General features: G+C 68.4%; 11 protein-coding genes. 6 read left to right on the plus strand and 5 right to left on the minus strand.

The genetic code is table 11. The annotated features are described in order from the left end of the window. Positions 1 to 46: 46 nt before the first annotated feature. Genes HFGMBDPB_RS08525 through HFGMBDPB_RS08540 form a run of 4 tightly spaced genes read left to right on the plus strand, consistent with a single transcriptional unit; the run spans position 47 to position 7,767 of the window. Complete coding sequence (locus HFGMBDPB_RS08525) at positions 47 to 4,183, plus strand: YhdP family protein (protein ID WP_212645212.1); 4,137 nt, start codon at positions 47 to 49, stop codon at positions 4,181 to 4,183. Then, positions 4,180 to 4,995 carry a carbon-nitrogen hydrolase family protein gene (locus tag HFGMBDPB_RS08530; protein WP_016454246.1) on the plus strand — a complete coding sequence of 272 codons (816 nt, stop codon included), beginning with the start codon at positions 4,180 to 4,182 and terminating at the stop codon, positions 4,993 to 4,995. Before HFGMBDPB_RS08525 ends, HFGMBDPB_RS08530 begins: the two co-directional genes overlap by 4 nt. After that, complete coding sequence (locus HFGMBDPB_RS08535; RefSeq protein WP_016454247.1) at positions 4,992 to 7,103, plus strand: two-component system sensor histidine kinase NtrB; 2,112 nt, start codon at positions 4,992 to 4,994, stop codon at positions 7,101 to 7,103. The genes HFGMBDPB_RS08530 and HFGMBDPB_RS08535 overlap by 4 nt, the downstream gene beginning before the upstream one ends. 34 nt (positions 7,104 to 7,137) lie before the next feature. Next, entirely contained in the window at positions 7,138 to 7,767 is a 630-nt protein-coding gene (locus tag HFGMBDPB_RS08540; protein WP_012202778.1) for a response regulator transcription factor, read from the plus strand. A 5-nt stretch (positions 7,768 to 7,772) separates the two neighbouring features. Here the strand turns inward: HFGMBDPB_RS08540 and HFGMBDPB_RS08545 are convergent, their stop codons facing one another. From HFGMBDPB_RS08545 to HFGMBDPB_RS08555, 3 genes are all read right to left on the minus strand, one after another. Continuing rightward, entirely contained in the window at positions 7,773 to 9,047 is a 1,275-nt protein-coding gene (locus HFGMBDPB_RS08545; protein WP_212645213.1) for an amino acid deaminase, read from the minus strand. Between the two features lie 105 nt (positions 9,048 to 9,152). Further along, a complete protein-coding gene (locus HFGMBDPB_RS08550) occupies positions 9,153 to 9,851 on the minus strand; it encodes a YiaD family glycine zipper/OmpA-like lipoprotein (protein ID WP_016454249.1) in 699 nt (232 codons plus the stop codon). A 145-nt stretch (positions 9,852 to 9,996) separates the two neighbouring features. Continuing rightward, on the minus strand, positions 9,997 to 10,167 hold the full coding sequence (locus HFGMBDPB_RS08555) for a hypothetical protein (RefSeq protein ID WP_016449371.1): 171 nt from the start codon (positions 10,165 to 10,167) through the stop codon (positions 9,997 to 9,999). Here HFGMBDPB_RS08555 and mltA point away from each other — a divergent pair. Beyond that, a complete protein-coding gene (gene mltA, locus HFGMBDPB_RS08560; RefSeq protein ID WP_017404060.1) occupies positions 10,166 to 11,350 on the plus strand; it encodes a murein transglycosylase A in 1,185 nt (394 codons plus the stop codon). The two genes, HFGMBDPB_RS08555 and mltA, sit on opposite strands and share 2 nt — an antisense overlap. A 210-nt stretch (positions 11,351 to 11,560) precedes the next feature. Here mltA and HFGMBDPB_RS08565 read toward each other — a convergent pair whose 3' ends face one another. After that, complete coding sequence (locus tag HFGMBDPB_RS08565) at positions 11,561 to 13,321, minus strand: MFS transporter (protein ID WP_374006324.1); 1,761 nt, start codon at positions 13,319 to 13,321, stop codon at positions 11,561 to 11,563. A gap of 159 nt (positions 13,322 to 13,480) precedes the next feature. Next, positions 13,481 to 13,984, minus strand: a complete 504-nt coding sequence (locus tag HFGMBDPB_RS08570) for an Lrp/AsnC family transcriptional regulator (RefSeq protein ID WP_016449368.1) — start codon at positions 13,982 to 13,984, stop codon at positions 13,481 to 13,483. Positions 13,985 to 14,172: 188 nt separating this feature from the next. Between HFGMBDPB_RS08570 and HFGMBDPB_RS08575 the strand changes: the two genes are divergently transcribed. Further along, positions 14,173 to 17,754, plus strand: coding sequence for an indolepyruvate ferredoxin oxidoreductase family protein (locus HFGMBDPB_RS08575; RefSeq protein ID WP_016449367.1), 3,582 nt, complete (start codon positions 14,173 to 14,175; stop codon positions 17,752 to 17,754). Positions 17,755 to 17,804 lie beyond the last annotated feature (50 nt).

Raw genomic sequence — 17,804 nt, forward strand, 5'->3', positions numbered from 1 at the left:
GCCCTGAGGGCGCCGGTCATAATTCCCGTCATAGCTGATGCCGCCGATGATCGAACCGAAACCGCACCCCACACGCCTGACCCGTTGGATGGCCGGCCTTGCGCGGTGGTCACTGGGGCTGGTCCTGGCCTTCTGGCTGGTCCTCGCCTCCGTGTGGGGGGTGCTCCATGGCTGGATTGTGCCGCGAATCGGCGAATGGCGTCCTCAGCTGGAATCCCTGGCCTCACGCACGCTGGGCCTACCGGTTCGCATAGGCAGCATCACGGCCCGCAGCGAGGGATTGGTCCCCCGCTTCGAGCTGGGCGACGTGGTGGTGCAAGACCCCGAACATTCGGCAGACGCCCTGCGCCTGCCCAGCGTGGTGGTCGCCGTTTCGGCACGCTCGCTGATGCGCCTGGGCGTGGAACAGATCTACATAGACCGTCCTGAACTCGTGGTGCGCCGCGCGGCCGATGGCCGAGTCTTCGTGGCCGGCATCGAGATCAGCCCTTCGGCCGGCGGGGACAATGCCGCCGCCGACTGGCTGTTTTCGCAGACCGAACTGGCGCTGCGCGGCGGCAGCCTGCTGTGGTTGGACGAACTGCGCCAGGCTCCGCCGCTGGCCTTGCGCGATGTGGACCTGGTGCTGCGCAACAAGGGCTGGGGCCACGGACTGCGCCTGGATGCCACGCCGCCCGAGGGCTGGGGCGAGCGCTTCATGCTGACCGGCCTGTTCCGCGAGCCGCTGCTGTCCACGCACGAGGGCAACTGGCGCCGCTGGAGCGGCCAGGCCCATGCGATGTTCACGCAGATCGACCTGTCCCAGCTTGGCCAGTACATAGACATCTCTGGCTTGCGCCTGCAGCAGGGCCGGGGCGCGCTGCGCGCCTGGATAGACCTGCGCCAGGGCCAGCCCGTGGGCGCCATGGCCGACGTGGCCGTGAACGCGCTGCAGCTGCAGTGGCGCGAAGACCTGCAGCCGCTGAAGCTGCAGGCCCTGACGGGCAGGCTGAGCGTGCAACACCAGGACGGCTGGCGCTTCGCTGCGCAGAACCTGGAATTTTCCACGGGCGACGGCCTGCACTGGCCGGCTGGCAATCTGCGCGCGCGCTACAACCCCGCCGGCGCCAGCACGCAGGGGGCGCTGGGTGAGCACGGCGAGTTCCAGGCCGATGGCATTGACCTGGCCATCCTCGCCCAGCTGGGCCAGCGCCTGCCGCTTCCAGAGCAGGTGCAGCAGCACCTGGCCGATCTGGCACCGGCCGGCCGTCTGCACCAGTTCCAGGGAAGCTGGCGCGGCCCGCTGGAGTCCTTGCAGCAGTACAAGGCCAGTGGCGAACTGCAGCAACTGTCGATCAACGGCGTGGCATCGTCCGAAGGCCCCGCGGCGCCGGGCATGCCCGGCCTCAAGGGCCTGAACGCGCGCTTCTCGCTGGACCAGGACGGCGGCCAGGCCCAGCTGGAGATGGAGGGCACAGAGCAGCGGCCGGCGTCGCTGTCGTTCCCCGGCGTGTTCGAGGAGCCCGAGATCCCGCTGCACCGCCTGCAGGCCAGCCTGCGCTGGCAACTGCGCGGCCAGGCCATCAGCGTGCAGGTGCCCAGCCTGCGCTTTGCCAACGACGACACCGAAGGCGAGGCCCGCGCGCAATGGCATACCGGCGACGGCAGCGACAGGCAGCCGCGCTTTCCCGGCGTGCTGGACCTGCAGGGCCAGTTGCGCAACGCAGACGGCACGCGCGTGCACCGCTACCTGCCGCTGGAGATTCCCGCCGACGCGCGCCACTATGTGCGCGAGGCCATACACGCCGGGCGCGCGAGCACGGTGAACTTCAAGGTGCGCGGCAACCTGGACCACGTACCGGCCGACAAGCCCAGCCAGGGCGAGTTCCACATCGCGGCCAAGCTGCATGACGTGCACTATGAATATGTGCCGCCCCATCTGCTCACGCATGGCGAGGCGCCCTGGCCGGCCCTGGTCGATCTGTCCGGCGAGCTGGTGTTTGACCGCTCCTCCATGGTCGTGCGCAATGCGCGCGGCCAGTTCGCCGGCTATCCGCAGCTGCAGATGCGCGACATCCAGGCCAGCATTCCCAACCTGGCCCACACCGAGGTGGCCGTCACCGCCAAGGGCCAGGGCCCGCTGGCCGACATGCTGGGGGTGGTGAAGACCTCGGCCCTGTCGGCGCTGACCGGGCACGTGCTGGACGGCAGCGAGGCCACGGGCGCCGCGCAACTGGCCCTGCAACTGCAATTGCCCATCGACCATCTGGACCGCAGCAAGGTGTCCGGGCAGGTCACGCTGGCGGGCAACTCGCTGCAGCTCGATGACGAGACACCGCACCTGAGCCAGCTGCGTGGCGCCGTCAAATTCTCCGACACCGGCTTCTCGCTGGTGGGCTTGCAGGCGCGGGCCCTGGGCGGTGAACTGCGTGCCGATGGCGGCATGCAGGCGCTGGCGCGCAATGCGCCAGCCACCGAATCGTCCGTCAAGGTGCGGGTGCAGGGCACGGCCACGGCACAGGGGCTGCGCGATGCCAGGGAACTGGGCTGGGTGGCCGACCTGGCCCGCCATGCCGAGGGCCAGTCGCCCTATTCCCTGCTGCTGAAGGTGCGCCGTGGCACGCCCGAAATCCAGGTCCAGTCCAGCCTGCAGGGCATGCGCATCAACCTGCCGGCTCCGCTGGGCAAGGCCGCCGAGTCCATCCAGCCGTTGGCCGTGAGCCACCAGCTCGCGCCCGCCAGCTTCGCCGCGCCCGATGCCCCGCTGCGCGACCAGATCAGCGTGCAACTGGGCGACACGGGCTCGGTCTTCTATGAGCGCGACATCAGTGGCAAGCACAGCCGCGTGCTGCACGGCAGCATCCTCATCGGCCAGGAAGCGGTCACGGCCCCCACTTCGGGCCAGGGCGTGCAGGCCCATGTGCAGTTGCCGCTCTTCAATATCGACGACTGGCTGGCGCTCGCGCCGCAGTCCAGCGGCACCATGCCAGAGCCCGCCGACGCCGCCACGGACCCTGCGCGCGAATACCTTCCCGATCGGCTGAGCCTGCGCGTCAAGCAGCTGCAGGCCAAGGGGCGGCAGCTGCACGATGTGGTGGCGGGCATTTCGCGCGATGGCGGCTCGTGGCACAGCAACCTCACTTCCCAGGAGCTGGATGGCTATGTAGGCTTTCGCGAAGGCACGGACGCCCAGCCCGAAGGGCAACTGGTCGCCCGGCTGTCCCGCCTGACGGTGCCGGAGGCCAAGTCCGAACGCGTGGACGCCCTGTTCAACGAAGGGCCGCGCCAGCTGCCGGCGCTGCAGATCGTGGTGGACGACATGCACCTGTCGGGCCATGCGCTGGGCCGCCTGGAGGTCGAGGCCCGCAACCGCCCCGTGCCCGGCAACGCGGCGGCACGCGAATGGCAGCTGTCGCGCTTCAACATTTCCACGCCCGAGGCCACGCTGACGGCCAACGGCCAGTGGCGCCTGCCCCAGGGGCAGTCCGAGCATCCGGGGCGCAGCCAGCTGCAGTTCCAGCTGGACCTGCGCGACGTGGGCAAGCTGCTCACGCGCTTTGACATGCCCGGCGTGGTGGGCAATGGCAAGGGGAGCCTGCAGGGCTCGGCGGGATGGACGGGCTCGCCCATCACGCCCGATTTCCGCAGCCTCTCGGGCTCCATGCACCTGGATGTGCAGACCGGCCAGTTCCTCAAGGCCGAACCGGGCCTGGCCAAGCTGCTGAGCGTGCTCAGCCTGCAGGCGCTGCCACGCCGGCTGACGCTGGATTTCCGCGATGTCTTCAGCAACGGCTTTGCCTTCGACTTCATGCGCGGTGATGTGCAGATCACCGATGGCGTGGCGCGCACCAACAACATGCAGATGAAGGGCGTCAACGCCGCCGTGCTGATGGAAGGCACGGCAGACCTGGTCCAGGAGACGCAGAATCTGCACGTGGTGGTGGTGCCAGAGATCAACGCGATGACCGCCTCCCTGGTGGCCACGGCCATCAACCCCGTGATCGGCCTGGGCAGCTTTCTGGCGCAGGTGCTGCTGCGGGGCCCGCTGATTGCGGCAGCCACCAAGGAATTCCGCATCGACGGCAGCTGGGATGATCCCCAGGTCACTGCCTTGCCGCGCCGCCGGGCCGCAACGCCCTCTGACACACCGTCGCGCACGCCCTCCACCGCCACCGAGTCAGCCCCTTCAGGAGAGAACCCATGAAAATCGCAGCCCTGCAAATGGTGTCGGAACCCGATGTGCGCGCCAACCTCGACCAGGCCATGGCCCTGCTGCGGCAGGCGCGCGAGCAGGGCGCCGAACTCGCGGCCCTGCCCGAATACTTCTGTGCCATGGGCCTGCGCGATACCGACAAGCTGGCCTACCGCGAGAGCTTCGGCCAAGGCCCCATCCAGGACTTCCTGGGCCGCGCCGCGCGCGAGCTGCAGCTGTGGATCGTCGGCGGCACCCTGCCCCTGGTGGCCGATGACGATGCCCACGTGCTCAACAGCTCGCTGGTGTTCTCGCCCCAGGGCGAATGCGTGGCGCGCTACGACAAGATCCACCTGTTCCACTACGACAACGGCCGCGAGCGCTACACAGAGGCCGCCGTGGTCCAGGCCGGCCACACGCCCGTGACCTGCGACATCACCTCGCGCGAGGGCGAGTCCTGGCGCCTGGGCCTGAGCGTGTGCTACGACCTGCGCTTTCCCGAGCTGTACCGCCGACTGGCCGAGCAGGGTGCCGACCTGCTGCTGGTGCCCGCCGCCTTCACCCACATCACGGGCCTGGCCCACTGGGAGGTGCTGCTGCGCGCCCGCGCCATCGAAAACCAGGCCTACCTGCTGGCGCCCGCCCAGGGCGGCCACCATGAGAACGGCCGCCGCACCTGGGGCCACAGCCTGCTGGCCGACCCCTGGGGCATGGTGCTGGCGCAGCAGGCCGAGGGTGCCGGTGTGGTGCTGGGCGAGATCAAGCGCGAGCGCCTGGCGCATGTGCGCCGCCAGTTGCCGGCCCTGGAGCACCGCGTCCTGTGAATCCGCTGCACCTGTCCACGCCCGCCCCTGCCGAAGGCCGCTGGCCCTGGCGCCGCTGGCGCACTGCCTGGCGGCGCTGGTCGCTGTGGAGCCTGCTGGTCGCTTTGGTGGCCAGCATGCTCATCACCATGGTCTGGCTGGCCGGACGCTATGAGGCCTCCCAGGTCCAGGACAAGCTGGAGCGCGACACCGCCAATGCCGTGGCCGACATACGCGCCGCCCTCAACCGCAACCTGCAGGACCTGCAGGCGCTGAACGCGCCCGACAACGACCCTGCCGAGTGGAAGACCCGCGCCGCCGAGCTGCTGCAGGTGCGCCGCGAGCTGATGCGCATCGAATGGCGCGATGCGGGCCTGCAGATCCGCTCCCATGCCGAGACGCCCTACCGCAACGTGCAGTGGGAAGACCAGCTGCGCACGCAAAACACCCATCCGGAGGCCGTGCTGACCTGCACCCACGCGCGCCGCCTCAACGGCCCGGCCTACTCGCCCAGCTACTTCCAGCTGCTGGCCGAAGGCCTGGGCACGGAGATGATGGAGGTCTGCCTGCCATTGACGCAAAGCGGCCACATCATCGGCTTTGTCATCGGCACCTACAGCCTGCAAAGCCTGCTGATTACCCAGGTCAGCAAGAACCTGCCGCGCACCCAGGAAGTGTCCTTCACCGAGCCGGACGGCACGCGCCTGGCCCTGCTGGGCGCCTCCTGGCGCGGCACGCGCATGTTCACGGCGCAGCAGCTGCTGGACCTGCCGGGCAGCACCCTGGTGCTGCGCATGGACAGTTGGCACCGCGCGCCCAGCGTATTCCCCAACGTGCTCACGGCCCTGGTGACGCTGATGTCCATCGCCCTGGTGTCCGTGGTCGCCGTGCTGGTGCGCGACAACCGCCGACGCCTGCGCGCCGAGCGCGATCTGGGCGATGCGCTGGCCTTTCGCAAGGCCATGGAGGACTCGCTGGTCACGGGCCTGCGCGCGCGCGATCTGCAGGGCCGCATCAGCTATGTGAACCCGGCCTTCTGCAGCATGGTGGGCTTCACGGCCGAGGAACTGCTGGGACTGAGCATTGCGCCCTACTGGCCGCCCGAGCGCGCCGAGATCTACGCGCGCCGGCGCGACAGCCGCCTGTCCGGCAACGCCCCGCCGCCGCGCGAGGGCCATGAAAGCATCTTCATGCGCAAGGACGGAACGCGCTTTCCGGTATTGATCTTCGAGGCGCCGCTGATCAATGCCCAGGGCCAGCACACCGGCTGGATGAGTGCCTTCATCGACATCAGCGAGCAAAAGCGCATGGAAGAGATCTCACGCGCCTCGCAGGAGCGCCTGCAGGCCACGGCCCGCCTGGCCACGGTGGGCGAGATGGCCTCGCTGCTGAGCCATGAACTCACCCAGCCGCTGGTGGCCATCTCCAGCTACGCCACGGGATCGCTGAACATGCTGGGGAGCGACGATGGCACGGGCACAGGTGCAGGTGCGGGCAGCGCCATCTCGGACCATGAAGCCCGGCTGCGCCAGCAACTGCAGGACCTGCGCATGGCCATGGAGCGCATCAGCTTCCAGGCCGACCGCGCAGGCCGCGTGATCAAGAGCGTGCGCGATTTCGTGCGGCGGCGCGACCAGTCCCGCGAAGTCATAGGCGCCGCCGAACTCATAGACGCCGTGCTGCCGCTGATCAGCCTGCAGGCACGCAACCTGGGCGTGCGCGTGACCACCGACATCGAGCCCGGCCTCCCGCCCGTGCTGTGCGATCCGACCATGATCGAGCAGGTGCTGCTCAACCTGGCGCGCAACGGCATGCAGGCCATGGACTCGCCCGAGACCATGGAGCGCGAGCTGCAGCTGCGCGTGCGCCGTGCGGCCGCCAGCACGCGCCGCAGCTGGGTGGAGTTCGCCGTCATCGACTGCGGCACCGGCATTCCCCAGCATGTGGCGGAGCAACTGTTCACGCCCTTTTTCACCACGCGCAACGAGGGCATGGGCCTGGGCCTGAGCCTGTGCCGTACCGTGGTCGAGCAGCATGGCGGCCACCTGCAGCACAGCCCCCACAGCCCGCGCGGGACCGTCTTCGCCTTCACGCTGCCGGCGCACAGCCCTGCGCAGGTGCAGGCATAGATGGCACCCATGGAACAAATGGAACAATAGGCCCATGGAACCTGTACCCGACGCCACCGTCTACATCGTCGACGACGACACCGATGTCCGCGAAGCGCTGGCCTGGCTGCTGCGCTCGCGCCGCCTGCTCAGCGAATGCTATGACAGCGCAGAGGCCTTCGACGCCATGCTGCAGTCGCGCCCACCGCCACGCAATCCCTGCTGCCTGCTGCTGGACATGCGCATGGGCGGCATGAGCGGGCTGGCGCTGTTCAACCTCATGCTGGAACGCAACCAGATCGCAGGCATGCCCGTGATCTTCCTGACCGGCCATGCCGACGTGCCCACGGCCGTGGACACCGTCAAGCGCGGCGCCTTCGACTTCTGCGAGAAGCCTTTCTCGGACAATGCCCTCGTGGACCGTATCGAACAGGCGCTGGAACTGTCGGCCCAGCACCAGGCTGAAACCCGTGCGCGCGAAGCCGTGCGTGCACGCTTCAACGAGCTGACGGAGCGCGAGCGCGACGTGATGCGCCTGGTGGTCGAGGGCATTCCCAACAAGCTCATCGCCGACCAGCTGGACATCAGCGTGCGCACCGTCGAGGTCCACCGCGCGCGCGTCTTCGACAAGATGCAGGTCAAGTCGGCCGTTGAACTGGCCAACCTGCTGCGCACACACGGCTGACCCCTTCAGAAATACGTGGCAATCACGTCCACCACGTCATAGCGGTCATTGACGACGGCCAACTGCCGCCATTTGTCAAAGGTCAGGCAGGGGTGGGAGATGTCGAAGGCCAGCATGTCGCCTATGCGCAGGCCATCGTCCTCGGCCACCTTCAGGAAAGCATGCTGGTCCATCATGGCCGTGACCTCCCAATGCGGTGGCGCCGCCACGGGCGCGGCATCGCCGGGGCGGTAGCGCAGCGCGGGCCGGGGAGGCACAGCCTCGAAGGAGGTATCGCGCTTGCCCAGCGCCACGATGGCGCGGCCGGGCTCGGGCAGCGACTGCACATAGGCCCAGACCTGCAGCGCAGGCTGCAGGCTGGCACGCATCTGCTGCGCCACGGGATTGGTCTGGTCGATGCGCCGCTGCGCTGCCTGGTAGATGCCCGCGTCATGCGTGAGATAGCAGCCCGGGCGCAGCACCAGATCCAGCGGACCGCCGATGTCGGCCTTGCCGAACTCCTGGGCCACCACGTCATACCAGGCCGAGCCGGCGCCAGTGAGCACGGCCGGGCTGCGCTGCAGCCGGCCCTCGCCCGCCAGCCGCTGGAGCCAGTCCACGGCGCGCCGCAGCAGGGTGCGGATGGGTTCTTCTTCCTTGAGCACGCCCTCGTAGACCTCGATCCCGGCCAGTCGCACGCCGGCACCGGCCCGGGCCAGCGCGTCCAGCAGCGGCTGCATCTGCGCATCGGAGCGAACGCCCGTGCGCCCGCCGGGCGGGCCCAGTTCGATCAGCACCTGCACGGACCGGCCCGCTGCGCCAAAAAAGGCGGCCAGCTGCTCGACCTGCTCGGCACAATCGACCAGGCAGAAGAACTCGAAGCCGGGATCGGCCAGCAGCTCGGCCACGGCCGCCATGTTGCGCCGGCCGATCAACTGGTTGGCCATGAGCACGCGGCGCACGCCATGGGCATGGGCCACGCACGTCTGCTGAGCGGTGGCCAGCGTGATGCCCCAGGCGCCCGCGTCGATCTGCTGGCGGAACAGGCGGGGCGCCATGGTCGTCTTTCCGTGGGGCGCGAGCTGGGCGCCGTAGGCATCCACAAAGCGCTGCATCCAGGCCAGGTTGTGCGACAGGCGCGACTGCGACAGCACAGCCACAGGCAAACTCAAGTCTTCCCGCAGCAGATTCCAGCCCTGCGCGGCAGCGTCCTGCGGCGTGCAGGGGGCGGACAGCGCGCCCAGGCCCTTGTCGAGCGGGCTGACCACGTCGGCCGCGCCCGCTGTGCTTGCTTCACTCATACGACTCCCCATTGATGGATGGGAGCCAGCATAGGGCAATGCCGGTGCCCGCCCACGCAAAAACGCCCCGCGTTGCGGGGCGTTGCATCTGGCACAGAGCCCGGGTCAGCGGGGCTGCTGGTACTGCGGCTGCTGTTGATACTGAGGCTGCTGGTGCTGCTGCGGGATCTCGCCCACGAAGATCTCCACGCGGCGGTTCATGGCACGGCCGCTGGCCGAGTCGTTGGAAGCCACGGGCTGGTGCGAGCCACGGCCTTCGGTGGCGATGCGGGCGCCCGAGACGCCGCGCATGGTCAGGTAGTTGCGCGTGCTGTTGGCGCGGTCCAGCGACAGCGGATTGTTGATGGCGTCAGAGCCGGTGCTGTCCGTGTGGCCGATGATGCGCACCTCGGCATTGGGGTTGTTGCGCAGGCCCTCGGCGAAGCGGTCCAGGATGGGAGCGAAGTTGCCCTTGATGTCGGAACGGTTGGTATCGAACGAGATGTCGCTGGGAATGTCGAGCTTGAGCTGGTTGTCGGCCGTCTGGCTCACGTTCACGCCCGTACCCTGGGTGGCCTGCTCCATCTCGCGCTTTTGCTTTTCCATGTTCTGCGACCAGATGTAGGTACCCAGTGCACCCACGCCAGCGCCGATCACGGCACCCGTGCCGGCCCTGCCGCCGGTGACGGCGCCCAGCACGGCGCCGGCTGCAGCGCCCACGCCAGCGCCCGTGGCCGTGCGGCGCTGGGTGTCGCTCATGTTCGCGCAGCCGGAGATGAACAGTGCGGCCGCCGTTGCGGCGGCCAGAACGATGTGCTTGCGCATTGGAAACTCCTTTTGAATCTTGGGAACGCACCGTGCGGTAGCGCCAGGGTCCCCATTGTGGAAAGCAGGCTGCGCACAGCCTATCAGTGCGGGCAGGGCATACCCGTAGGACGGCGCCCGCTCCGCGAGGCTGCCTCCACGGCCGTCACGGGCCGCTGCGATCCTGCCCGGGAGAGGGTTTGTCTGGAGACGGATGCGAATCCCGTGGCGTGTCCACGGGCAACTCGCCCTTGCGGCGTCCGGAGAACATGGTCCACCACACAATAGCGACCAGAATCACCAAGGCCAGCAGTGCTTCGAGCAAAATCAACCCCATGAATTTCCACCTCCTGCGCCATGCCGCGATGGCGCTGATTGTAGGGACGCTGGTCGCCTGCACGACCACCACCAAGCCGGTCTACGACCCCTCGCCCGTACCCGATCTGCAGCCGGGCGGCTCTCCCGCCGTCACGCCCAGGCCCCCGCTGGTCACCAACACGCCCACCAAGAGCCGCTGGATCGCGGCCGACTGGAGCGAATTGCCCGGCCTGCAGGAGGACGCGCTGCACGAAGCCTGGAATGCCTGGCTAAAGAACTGCGAACGACCCAGTTCGGTCTTCGCAGGCCTGTGCCGCGATGTGCGCCAGCTGAGCATCGCCACGGGCGACGAGCAGCGCGCCTGGCTCATGGCCAATCTGCAACCCTACCGCATCGAGGCGCTGGGCGGCGGCCCGGACGGCATGCTGACCGCCTACTACGAGCCGCTGTTCGAGGCGCGGCGCCTGCCCGGCGACGGATTCAACGTGCCGCTGTACAAGACGCCGGCCGGCGCCGGCTTCGGCAGCCGCAAGCCCTGGTTCTCGCGCCAGCAGATCGAGACCCTGCCAGAGGCCCAGGCGGCCCTGGCAGGCCGCGCCATCGCCTGGCTGCGCGACCCCGTCGATGCGATGGTGCTGCACATCCAGGGATCGGGGCGCCTGAACATCACCGAGCCTACAGGCGCGCAACGCACGATCCGCGTCGCCTTTGCGGGCACCAATGACCAGCCCTACAAGAGCGTGGGCCGCTGGCTGCTGGACCAGGGACTGGTGCGCGACGCCACCTGGCCCGGCATCAGCGCCTGGGTGGCCGCCAACCCCGGCCGCGTCAATGAAATGCTGTGGAGCAACCCGCGCTACGTCTTCTTCCGTGAGGAGCCGCTGGAAGGCCTGGACCTGCAGTTCGGCCCCAAGGGCGCCCAGGGCGTGGCCCTGACGCCAGGCCGCTCCATCGCCGTGGACAAGCAGAGCATCCCCTACGGCACACCGGTCTGGCTGTCCACATCCGGGCCCACCGTGGCGCTGAACCGCCTGGTCTTCGCCCAGGACACGGGCAGCGCCATCGTCGGCGCCGTGCGCGCCGACTACTTCATGGGCTGGGGCCCCGAAGCCGGCGACCTGGCAGGCCGCATCAAGCAGAACCTGCGCCTGTGGGCCTTCTGGCCGCGCGCCCTGGCGAGCCAGGCCCCGCACTTGAGGTGACCCCCTGAGCGGCTACGCCGCTTCCTCCCGCTTTGGGGTGCGCCGGTTTTATCCTTTGCGCCAAGGCTCGCCCCGCATGGCACAAGACCAGCGCAGACACACCTCTATCCACTGTCCCTCGCTCTGGCGCGGCCCAACGCCAGGGGCGCCGAGCAAGAGCCGCCTCGCTGCGAGGGCGCCGTCCCCCTCTGGGGGAAGGCGCGCAGCGCCTCAGGGGGTATCGAAGTACCTCGTGACGCGCGGCGGTTCCTTGCCCTTGTGATACGCCAGCTTGCGGTCGCGCAGCGCCACGTCGGCGGCGGTGACGCGGTCGAAGCGGCGAAGGTGCTCGGTCCATGACTCATCGATGATCTGCTCCACGTAGCGCTCCGGGTGGCTCATGCTGTGCAGCAGGCTCCAGCCCAGCGCGCCCTGGCGCATGCGGCTGCGGCGGCTTTCCTGCATGAGGGCGCGGAAGGCCTCGGCCTGGGTGGGGTCGATCTGGTACTCGATGGTGACGACCACGCGGCCGGCTTCGGGGATGTTGACCTCGGGGCGCTGGAAGGCCTTGGAGGGGCTCAGGTCCTCCTCGATCTGGCGGTCGCGCACCAAGCGCTGCACCAGCAGCATGCAGGCCACGCCGCTGGCGGCCGCCACCATGAGGCTGCCGCGCACGCCCACCATGCTGGCCACCTGTCCCCAGAGCGCGGCGCCTGCCGCCGTGCCGCCCATGATGGACATCTGGTAGATGGACATGCCGCGCGCCCGCACCCAGTTGGGCAGGGCCATCTGGGCCGAAACGCCCAGCACGTTGGCCGTGGAGATCAGCGCCATGCCGGCCAGCATCATGGCCGGCACCGCCATGTAGACATTGGGCGACAGGGCCACGGCCAGCGTGGCCAGCGCATGCACGGCAGAGCCCGACCGGATCAGCCTTTCCTTGGACATGGCCTGGCGCAGGCGCGGCAGGAACATGGCGCCCACGATGGCGCCCGCCCCCATGGAGGCCAGCAGCAGCGTGAAGGTCTCGGCGCCGCCCCCGCCCTCGGTCGGGCCGTGCAGGCGCTGGGCCACCAGGGGCAGCAGGGCCATCACCGCCGTGCACTGCAGGAAGAAACACACCGTGCGCGCCAGCACCGCATGCATGCGCGGCGACTCGCGCACGAACTGCAGGCCCACGCGCATGGCCGAGGGCAGGCGCTCGCGGCCCAGCGGGTTGGCCACGTGGCGGCGTTTCCAGCGGATCAGCACGATGCCCGAGATGACGGACAGCACGGCATTGAGCACGAACACCCAGGCACTGCCCAGGCTGGCGATGATGGCGCCCGCCACCAGGGGTCCGATGATGCGCGAGGCGTTCATGGCCACCGCGTTCAGCGCCATGGCCGAGGGCAGGTGGTGCTTGGGCACGAGTTCGGGAATCAGCGCCGAGAACACCGGCCAGCGCATGGCCAGGCCGATGCCGTTGGCAAAGGTCAGCACCAGCAGCCAGTGCGCCGTCATCCGGCCCGAGAGCACGAACAGGCACAGCACCAGGGCCACGGCCGCCACCCAGAACTGGGTAACGATGAAGTAGCGGCGCCGGTCCAGGATGTCGGCCAGCGCACCGCTGGGCAGGCCCAGCAGGAAGACGGGCAGCGTGGAGGCCGATTGCACCAGGGCCACGAGCACGGGCGAGGTGGTCAGCGAGGTCATGAGCCATGCCGCCGCCACATCGTTCATCCACATGCAGGTATTGGCCGCCATCCAGATCAGCCAGAGCATGCGGAAGGTGGGGCCGGACAGCGGCGCCCAGACGCCCTGCTGGGCCTGGGCCGTCTTCTGGCCTTCGGCCTCGGCGGCCGCCCTGTCGGCAGCGGCCATGCCGGACGGGTCCTCGAGCAGGGTGCCCGGCGCCCCCGCGCCCGAGGGCTCGGCCGGGGGCTGGGTGGAAGGCTCGGTTTCTGAGGCGGGTGGCTGGGCGGGGTCTGGTGTTGATTGTTCTGCGGCCATGTGTCCCGATTCTCGGGCCAAACGCAGGGTGGCGCCAGAAATGGTTGCCTTACTAATAACCACGATCACCACCTTGTACGACAACCGTTTTTCGCTCCTGTTACAGGAGCACACTGTCGCTTCGGCGCGACCTTCATAGGCCAGTCCGCCGGCCTGCGGCTACTGGCCAGGCAGTCCCTGGCCCGCCATGGGTCCCAGCTGGGACAGCGGCAGCGCATGGCTGGACTTGATCTCGCCCAGCGAGAAACTGGTCTGCATGTCCTTCACGTTGGGCAGGTTCAGCAGCGTGTTGCGCGCGAACTGCGCAAAGCTGTCCAGGTCGCGCGCCACCACCTGCAGCTCGAAGGTGCCGGTGCCGCTGATGTAGTGGCAGGTGACCACCTCGGGCAGCTTGCGGATGGCGTCCTCCATCTCCAGCGTCAGCGTGCCGGCCGTGCGCACGGCATCGAGCCGCACGAAGGCCAGCACGCCCAGGCCGATCTTGTGGCGGTCGATGTCGGCGTGGTAGCCGCGGATGAAGCCCGCTTCTTCCAGCGCCCGCACGCGGCGCCAGCACGGCGCGGCCGACAGGCCCACGCGCTGGGCCAGCTCGGCATTGGTCAGGCGCGCGTCGGCCTGCAGGTGGCCGAGGATGGCAATGTCGAATTTGTCCAAAGTTTGCACAAAACACCATTTTCAAGAAAGATCCTTGCTCAGGATACTTGAAACAGCGCAAAGAAAGCAAAGACCTATCAGACGAGCACGAATACACTGAAAAAAGGCGATTTGGTTCAGACAACGAGTGCCGTGCATGCCTCTTTCCCGTTCCGGGCAGGACATGACAGGGCGCCGACCATCGATGGAGACAAGCCATGAATGCCCCACTGCCCGAAGACGTGCGCCGCGCCCTGGAGACGGTCACCCTCGACGACAAATACGCTCTGCAGCACGGCCGTGCGTTCATGAGCGGAGTACAGGCCCTTGTGCGCCTGCCCATGCTGCAGCGCCAGCGCGACGCTGCAGCGGGCCTGAACACCGCAGGCTTCATCAGCGGCTACCGGGGCTCCCCGCTGGGCGGCTATGACCAGGCGCTATGGGCCGCGAAAAAGCACCTCGAATCCAACAACATCGTCTTCCAGCCCGGCGTCAATGAAGAGCTGGGCGCCACGGCCGTCTGGGGCACGCAGCAGCTGGATCTCTATCCCGAGACCAAGAAGTTCGACGGCGTCTTCGGCCTGTGGTACGGCAAGGGCCCGGGCGTGGACCGATGCTCCGACGTGTTCAAGCACGCCAACATGGCGGGCACGGCCCGGCACGGCGGCGTGATCGCGCTGGCCGGCGACGACCACATCAGCAAGAGCAGCACGGCCGCCCACCAGAGCGACCACATCTTCAAGGCCTGCGGCACGCCGGTGTTCTTTCCCAGCAATGTGCAGGACATCCTGGACATGGGCCTGCATGCCTTTGCCATGAGCCGCTTCTCGGGCCTGTGGTCGGGCATGAAGACCATCCAGGAGGTGGTCGAGTCCTCGGCCAGCGTGTCGGTGGAGCCGGACCGCGTGAACATCATCCTGCCCGAGGACTTCCAGATGCCGCCCGGCGGCCTGCACATCCGCTGGCCCGATGCGCCGCTGGAGCAGGAGCAGCGGCTGATGAACTACAAGTGGTATGCGGCCCTGGCCTATGTGCGCGCCAACCGGCTCAACCACAACGTGATCGAGGGCCCCAACGACCGCTTCGGCCTGATCGCCAGCGGAAAGGCCTACAACGACATGCGCCAGGCCCTGGCCGACCTGGGCCTGGACGACGACACCTGCCGCCAGCTGGGCATACGCGTGCACAAGGTCAACGTGGTCTGGCCGCTGGAGGCCACCATCACGCGCGACTTCGCGCGCGGCCTGCAGGAAATCCTGGTGGTGGAGGAAAAGCGCCAGGTCATTGAATACCAGATCAAGGAAGAGCTGTACAACTGGCGCTCCGACGTGCGGCCCAACGTGGTCGGCAAGTTCAGCGATGAGCACGGCGGCGAATGGTCGGTGCCCAATCCCAGCCAGGACTGGCTGCTGCGCCCCAATGCGGACCTGACACCGGCCCTCATCGCGCGCGCCATCGTCCAGCGCCTGACCAAGATCGGCGTGCCCGAACACATCGCCCAGCGCATGCACGAGCGCATTGCCGTGCTGGACGCCCGCGAAGCCGCGCTCAAGGTGGCCCAGAGCCAGCCCACGGGCGACCGCGTGCCATGGTTTTGCAGCGGCTGCCCGCACAACACCAGCACCCGCGTGCCCGAGGGCAGCCGCGCCGTGGCCGGCATCGGCTGCCACTACATGACGGTGTGGATGGACCGCTCCACCAGCACCTTCACGCAGATGGGCGGCGAGGGCGTGACCTGGGTGGGCCAGGCGCCCTTCACCAAGGACGCCCATGTCTTCGCCAACCTGGGCGACGGCACCTACTTCCACAGCGGCCTGCTGGCGATACGCCAGAGCATCGCGGCCGGCGTGAACATCACCTACAAGCTGCTGTACAACGACGCCGTGGCCATGACGGGCGGCCAGCGCGTGGGCGAGCGGCCCGAGGGCCATTCGGTGCTGCAGATCATGAACAGCCTCAAGTCCGAGGGCGTGGCCAAACTGGTCATCGTCACCGACGAACCCGCCAAGTACGACGGCGTGCCGCTGGCCGAGGGCGTGACCGTGCACCACCGCGATGAGCTTGACCGCATCCAGCGCGAGTTCCGCGCCCTCAAGGGCTGCACGGCCATCATCTACGACCAGACCTGCGCCACCGAAAAGCGCCGCCGCCGCAAACGCGGCACGCTGGCCACGCCCGACAAGACCGTGGTCATCAACGAGCTGGTCTGCGAGGGCTGCGGCGACTGCTCGGTGCAGTCCAACTGCCTGTCGGTCGAGCCGGTGGAGACCGAGTTCGGCCGCAAGCGCCGCATCAACCAGAACACCTGCAACAAGGACTACTCCTGCGTGAAGGGCTTTTGCCCCAGCTTCGTCACCATCGAAGGCGGCCAGCTCAAGAAGCCCAAGAAGGAGAAGAAGGGCGACCTGTCCATGCTGCCCGCCATCCCGGAGCCCGTGCTGCCGGTGGCCGAGCAGGCCTGGGGCATTGTGGTGGCCGGTGTCGGCGGCACGGGGGTGATCACCATCGGCTCGCTGCTGGGCATGGCGGCCCACCTGGAGGGCAAGGGCGTGATCACCCAGGATGCGGCCGGCCTGGCGCAAAAGGGCGGCTCCACCTGGAGCCACATCCAGATCGCCAATCGTCCCGAGGCCATCTACACCACCAAGGTGGACATGGCCAAGGCCGACCTGGTGATCGGCTGCGACCCCATCGTCACGGCCACGCCGACCACCATGTCCGTGATGCAGCCGGGCCGCACCTTCGTGGCGCTCAACAGCCATGGCTCGCCCACGGCAGCCTTCGTCACCAACCCTGACTGGCAGGCACCGGACGACCGCTGCGCCAGCGCACTGGCCCAGGCTGTGGGCCCCGAGCTGCTGGGCAGCTTCGACGCCGAGCAGGTGGCCGTGCAGCTGCTGGGCGACAGCATCTACACCAACCCGCTGATCCTGGGCTACGCCTGGCAAAAGGGCCGCGTGCCGCTGTCGCATGCGGCGCTGATGCGTGCCATCGAACTCAACGGCGTGCAGGCCGACAACAACAAGGCCGCCTTCGAGTGGGGCCGCCGCTGCGCCCATGACCTGGCTGCCGTGCGCGCCCTGTTCCAGACGGCCCAGGTGATCCAGTTCGTCAAGAAGCCTTCGCTGACCGAGATGGTGGCCAAGCGCGTGGACTTCCTCACGGCCTACCAGAACGCCGCCTATGCGGCCGAGTACCAGGCCTTCGTGGACAAGGTCCATGCCGCCGAGCGCGCCGTGGCGGGCTCGGGTACGCGCCTGTCGCAAGCAGTGGCCCGCTATCTGTTCAAACTCATGGCCTACAAGGATGAGTACGAGGTCGCGCGCCTGCACACCGATGCGGCCTTCAGCCAGCGCATCGCCAGCATGTTCGAGGGCGACTACCGCGTGGTCCACCACCTGGCGCCGCCGTCGTCGGCCGCCAAGGACGAGCAGGGCCATCTGGTCAAGAAGTCCTACGGTCCCTGGATGCGCAAGGCCATGCAGGTGCTGGCGAAGATGAAGGGCCTGCGCGGCACGGCGCTGGACCCCTTCGGCCGCACGCAGGAACGCCGCACCGAGCGCGCACTGATCCAGGAATACCGCCAGTGCATAGAAGGACTGCTGTCCGAGCTCACGCCCGAGCGCCTGGCGCTGGCCGTGGAGATCGCCAGCATTCCCGAGGACATCCGCGGCTACGGCCACGTCAAGGAGCGCAACCTGGCTGCGGCCCGCACCAAGTGGAAGGCGCTGATGGCACGCTGGAACGCCCCGTCACGGGGCGCGGGCAGCACGGGACAGCCCGCAGTCGGCGTGGCCTGAAACCACACGGACAGCCCCGCCACAAGGGCGTCCTGTAAGATCGCGGCCGC

It is taken from the genome of Delftia sp. PE138 (assembly GCF_018320755.1).
Classification (GTDB): Bacteria; Pseudomonadota; Gammaproteobacteria; order Burkholderiales; family Burkholderiaceae_C; genus Comamonas; species Comamonas tsuruhatensis.